The organism is Sphingopyxis sp. KK2 (assembly GCF_001990265.1).
GTDB lineage: Bacteria > Pseudomonadota > Alphaproteobacteria > Sphingomonadales > Sphingomonadaceae > Sphingopyxis.
This window is the reverse complement of sequence record NZ_LYVN01000200.1, coordinates 1-5335: the sequence shown is the minus strand read 5'-3', so window position 1 is coordinate 5335 and position 5335 is coordinate 1. Positions and strand designations below refer to the sequence as shown.

Below are 5335 nucleotides of genomic sequence, written 5' to 3'. Positions count from 1 at the left end.
GCATCGACGCGGTCGACGGTATCGTCTTCGACATCGGCGTCTCGTCGATGCAGCTCGACCGCGCCGATCGCGGCTTTTCGTTCCAGAACGACGGGCCGCTGAACATGACGATGGCGCAGGATGGCGAGACCGCGGCCGACTGGCTCAACAGCGCCGACGAGGGCGCGATCGCCGACGTGCTCTTCCATTATGGCGACGAACGCCAGTCGCGCCGCGTCGCGCGCGCGATCGTGGCCGCGCGCCCGCTTACCCGTACCGCCGAACTCGCGACGGTGATCCGCAAGGCGCTCCGCCACCCGCCGGGCGCGCCCAAGGATCCCGCGACGCGCAGCTTCCAGGCGATCCGCATCCACATCAACGGCGAGCTCGACGAGCTCAAGGCCGGCCTCGACGCCGCCGAACGGCTGCTGCGCCCCGGCGGCCGCCTCGCGGTGGTGTCGTTCCACAGCACCGAGGACCGCATCGTGAAGAATTTCCTGCGCGAACGGAGCGGAGGCGATGCCGCCGGGTCGCGCCACCGGCCCGCGTTAGCCCCTCCGGCGCGGGCCGCAACTTTCCTGCCCCCGGCGCGCAAGGTGCGCCCGGGAAAGGCCGAAGAGGCGCGCAACCCGCGCGCGCGCTCGGCGACATTGCGCAGCGCGGTGCGCACCGCCGCGCCCGCATGGTCCGACGATTCGACGACGAAGGAGGCGGTCTCATGTTGATGGCAGCACGCAAATTGCAGGGGATCGGGCTGGTCCTGTTCGTGCTTCTCTTCGCGATGGCACTTTACCCGATGTCGCTGAAGGTCGCGGCGACGCGCAGCGAACTCGCGCAGATCAACCAGCAGATCAACCGCACCCGCGACAATATCCGCTACCTCGAATCCGAACTCGCGGTGCGCGCCTCGATGCGCCAGCTCGAACAGTGGAACGCCGACACCTTCGGCTATTCGGCGCCCTCGGCCAGCCAGTATCTCGCCAACGAGCGCCAGCTCGCGTCGGTTGGCCGCCTGCCGCGCGCGCGGGGCGCCAACGACGTCGCGCCGGTGCTGATGGCGATGGTCTCGCCCGTCGCGCTGCCCGAAAAGGCGAAGCCCGCCGAAGACGCACCGGCCGCCGCCGCGGCGAAGCCCGCGCCGGTCAAGGTCGCCGCTGTCCAGTCCGACGTCGCCCCCCGGATGGCGCCGACGCGCCGCCGCGAACAATTGAAGATGATCGAGGACCAACTCCTCGCCGAATCGACGCTCGCCGACCTCAAGCGTGCGGCGGCCGCCGAAGCAGGGGACAGCAAGGGCCGATGAACACGGTAGTCGTCCGTCCGACGCGCATCCGTACCGCCGGGGTACGTCAGCAACTGCTGCTCACCGCGCAGCAGCGGCTGATGATCCTGATGCTGCTGTTCATGGCGGCGATTTTCTTCGTCTCGCTCCGCCTGCTCTATTTCGCCGTCTTCGACACGACGCCGCAGCGTGGCGGCGCCTCGGCCTTCGTCCCCGCGCGCGCCGATATCGTCGACCGCAACGGTGTGCCGCTGGCGCGCACGATCGACGGCTATTCGATCCGCGTCGTGCCGTCGAAGCTGCTCAACGACCGCGAATATCTCGCCGACGAGCTGGCCAAAATCTTCCCCGACACGCCGCGCGCCGAATTTCTCGCCAAGCTGACCGGCCCGCGCGCCACCTATATTCGCCGCCGCGCGCTGCCCGATCAGGTCGCGGCGGTGAACGCGATCGGCGAGATCGGCTTCGACTTCCCGCGCGAGAAGGAGCGTCTCTATCCGCAGCTCAGCCTCGCCGCGCATACGCTCGGTTTCCTCAATGCCGAGGGGCAGGGCGTCACGGGCATGGAGGGCGCGTTCAACGACCGGCTCACCGACGCCGCGACGCGCGGCCAGCCGCTCGCGCTCTCGGTCGATGCGCGCGTGCAGGGCGTGCTCGAAAGCGAACTCGGCTCGGCGGTGACGAACCTCGAGGCGCTCGGCGGGGCGGGTATCATTCTCGACGTTCACACCGGCGAAGTGCTCGCCATGGCGTCGCTGCCGACCTTCAACCCGAACAAGCTGACCGGCAGCGATCCCGCGACGCGCCGCAACGCGGTGACCTATAATCTCTACGAGCTCGGCTCGACCTTCAAGCCGCTGACCGTCGCCGCCGCGATCGATGCCGGCACCGTGACCAGCATGGCGCGGCGCTACGACGCGACCAAGCCGCTTGCGATCGCGGGTTTCCGCATCCGCGACAGCCACCCCGCCGGACGCTGGTACAATGTCCCCGAAACGCTGATCCACAGCTCGAACATCGTCACCGCGCAGATCGCCGACGAACTCGGCCGCGAAAAGATGGAGGTGATGTTCCGCAGCCTCGATTTCGACAAGCGCCCGGGCATCGAACTCAAGGAACGCGCCTTCCCGCTGTGGCCGCGCGACTGGGGCCGCGTCACGACGATGACCACCGGCTATGGCCATGGCATCGCGGTGACCCCGCTGCACCTCGCCAGCGCCTATGCCGCGCTGGTCAACGGCGGCATCTATCGCCCCGCGACGATGCTCAAGCTCGGCGATCAGGCACCGCCGCAGGGCCGCCGCGTGTTCAAGGCATCGACCAGCGCGCGCATGCGCCAGCTGCTGCGCCTGATCGTCTCCGACGGCACCGGCAAGCAGGCCGAAGCGCCGGGCTTCCGCGTCGGCGGAAAGACGGGCAGCGCCGAAAAGCCCGGCATCGGCGGCTATAACCGCACCGCGGTCGTTGCGACCTTCGCCGCCGCTTTCCCGATGGACAATCCGCGCTATGTCATCATCGCGATGATCGACCAGCCCAAGGGCAATGCCTATAGCTCGGGCCAGCGCACCGCCGGCTGGACCGCCGCGCCGGTGGTCCGCAAGGTTGTGATGCGCGCCGGCCCGATGCTCGGCGTCTTCCCCGACGAAAGCCGCGATGTCGACGTATCCGAACTGACCCCGCTGCTCTGGAAGAATGGGGAAGCCGAGTAATGCGTCTCGCGGCGCTGATCGAAAAACAGGATCTGTTGGACGCCGACCCCGTCGTCACCGGGCTCGCGATCGACCATCGCAAGGTCGCGCCGGGCACGATCTTCGGCGCCTTCGTCGGCGAGAAGTTCAATGGCGAGGATTTCATCGCCGCCGCGGTCGCCGCCGGCGCGATCGCCGTCGTCGCGCGGCCCGAGGCGAAGGTCGAGGGCGCGGTGCATATCGCCGACGCCAACCCGCGCCGCGCCTTCGCGCATATCGCCGCGCGCTTCTTCCACAAATTCCCCGCGACCTGCGTCGCGGTGACCGGCACCAACGGCAAGACCTCGACCGTCGAAATGACGCGCCAGCTCTGGCGCATGGCTGGGTTCCAGGCGGCGTCGATCGGCACGCTCGGCATCACGACGTCGAACGACAGCGCCTCGACCGGGCTCACCACCCCCGATATCGTCACCTTCCTGTCGAACATGTCGGGCCTCGCTGCCGAGGGGGTAACCCATGCGGCGTTCGAGGCATCGAGCCACGGGCTCGACCAGTATCGGACCGAGGGTCTGGTGGTAAAGGCCGCCGCCTTCACCAACCTCAGCCACGATCATCTCGATTATCATGGCGATATGGACAGCTATATGGCGGCCAAGATGCGGCTGTTCCGCGAGGTGGTCGAGCCGGGCGGCACCGCGGTGATCTGGAACGACGACATCTGGTCGCCCGCCGCCGAATATGAAGCGAAACAGCGCGGGCTACGCATCCTGACCGTCGGCAAACATGGCGAAGACCTCCGCCTTGTCTCGCGCGAGCCGACGCAGCTCGGCCAGTCGCTGGTGATCGCGGCGGGCCCGGTGGCACAGAAAGTGACCCTGCCGCTGATCGGCGCCTATCAGGTCGCCAATGCGCTCGTCTCGGCGGGGCTCGTCATCGCGACGGGCGGCGACGTCGCGCAGACGCTCGGCAACCTCGCGCGGCTCCAGCCGGTGCGTGGGCGCCTCGAACGCGCCGCGATCACCCGCACGGGCGCGCCGGTCTATGTCGATTATGCGCATACCCCCGACGCGATCGAGGCGGCGCTCGACGCGCTGCGCCCGCACGCGACCGGCCGCCTGATCCTCGTCTTCGGCGCCGGCGGCGACCGCGACACCGACAAACGCCCCGAAATGGGCAAGGTCGCCGCCGCCAAGGCCGATATCGCGATCATCACCGACGACAATCCGCGCGGCGAAGATCCCGCCGACATTCGCGCTGCGATCGCCGTCGGTGCGCCCGGCGCGCAGGTCATCGGCGACCGCCGCGCGGCGATCGCCGCCGCGATTGCCGAGGCGCGCGCCGACGATATCGTGTGCATCGCGGGCAAGGGGCATGAACAGGGCCAGATCGTCGGCCGGGGCGATGCGATGCGCGTCATCCCCTTCGACGATGTCACTGTCGCGCGCGAGTGTGCCGCATGAACCCGCTGTGGACCGCCCGCGCCATCGCGGCCGCAACGGGCGGCACCGCGAGCGGCGACTTCACCGTCCACGGCGTCGCCTTCGATTCGCGCGAGGTGACCAGCGGCGACCTCTTCATCGCGATGAAGGGCGAGGAGACCGACGGCCACCGCTTCATCGACAAGGCGATTGCGGCGGGTGCCGCGGGCATCGTCTGCGAAACCGCCATTGACCACCCGCATATCCGCGTCGCCGACAGCGCGGCGGCGCTGGACGCGCTCGGCACCGCGTCGCGTGCGCGCTGCCATGGACGGATCATCGGCGTCACCGGCTCGGCGGGCAAGACCGGGACCAAGGAGGCGCTGTTCGCCGCGCTCGACCGCTTCCGCCCGGGCAAGGCGCACCGCTCGGTCAAAAGCTACAATAACCATGTCGGCGTGCCCCTCAGCCTTTCGCGCATGCCGTCGACTGCCGATTATGGCGTGTTCGAAATGGGGATGAACCACGCCGGCGAACTCGCCGCGCTGACCCGCATGGTGCGCCCGCATGTCGCGATCGTCACGACCATCGCGCCCGCGCATATGGAATTTTTCGGCAGCGAAGAGGCGATTGCCGACGCGAAGGGCGAGATTTTTGAAGGGCTCGAACCCGGCGGTACCGCCATCGTCCCCTTCGACAGCCCGCATTATGCGCGGCTGCGCGCCAAGGCCGAACAACATGCCGGCCATGTCGTCAGCTTCGGCCTCGGCGCCGGCGCGGATGTGCGCGCGGTCGACTGGTTGCCCGACGGGCAGGGCGGCTCGCTCGTCACCGCGCAGGTCCAGGATGCCTTGCTCTGCTTCAACATCGCGCAGGCGGGCGCGCATTGGGTGTCGAACGCGCTCGCGGTGCTCGCCGCGGTCAAGGCGGTCGGCGGCGATCTGCCCGCGGCGGGGCTCGCCTTTGCC

At 68.9% G+C, this 5335-nt stretch carries 5 protein-coding genes; all 5 read left to right on the top strand.

Going from position 1 to position 5335, the window contains the following annotated elements:
- The coding region (rsmH, locus tag B1A78_RS20180) for a 16S rRNA (cytosine(1402)-N(4))-methyltransferase RsmH (protein ID WP_077148666.1) at nucleotides 1-704 on the top strand (704 nt) is incomplete at its 5' end.
- Nucleotides 698-1282: a hypothetical protein gene (locus B1A78_RS20175; RefSeq protein ID WP_083734365.1), complete on the top strand. Its 585-nt coding sequence runs from the start codon at nucleotides 698-700 to the stop codon at nucleotides 1280-1282. The genes rsmH and B1A78_RS20175, both read left to right, overlap by 7 nt.
- Nucleotides 1279-2970, top strand: coding sequence for a penicillin-binding protein 2 (locus B1A78_RS20170; RefSeq protein ID WP_077148665.1), 1692 nt, complete (start codon nucleotides 1279-1281; stop codon nucleotides 2968-2970). Before B1A78_RS20175 ends, B1A78_RS20170 begins: the two co-directional genes overlap by 4 nt.
- Nucleotides 2970-4409, top strand: a complete 1440-nt coding sequence (locus B1A78_RS20165) for a UDP-N-acetylmuramoyl-L-alanyl-D-glutamate--2,6-diaminopimelate ligase (protein ID WP_077148664.1) — start codon at nucleotides 2970-2972, stop codon at nucleotides 4407-4409. The genes B1A78_RS20170 and B1A78_RS20165 overlap by 1 nt, the downstream gene beginning before the upstream one ends.
- Nucleotides 4406-5335 (top strand): UDP-N-acetylmuramoyl-tripeptide--D-alanyl-D-alanine ligase (murF, locus tag B1A78_RS20160; RefSeq protein ID WP_077148663.1); only part of this gene is annotated, 930 nt, incomplete at its 3' end. The genes B1A78_RS20165 and murF, both read left to right, overlap by 4 nt.

Excerpts from the sequence above, each read along its gene's own strand:
- B1A78_RS20175 (WP_083734365.1), top strand. The coding sequence starts at position 698 with ATGTTGATGGCAGCACGCAAATTGCAGGGGATCGGGCTGGTCCTGTTC.
- B1A78_RS20165 (WP_077148664.1), top strand. The coding sequence starts at position 2,970 with ATGCGTCTCGCGGCGCTGATCGAAAAACAGGATCTGTTGGACGCCGAC.
- B1A78_RS20170 (WP_077148665.1), top strand. The coding sequence starts at position 1,279 with ATGAACACGGTAGTCGTCCGTCCGACGCGCATCCGTACCGCCGGGGTA.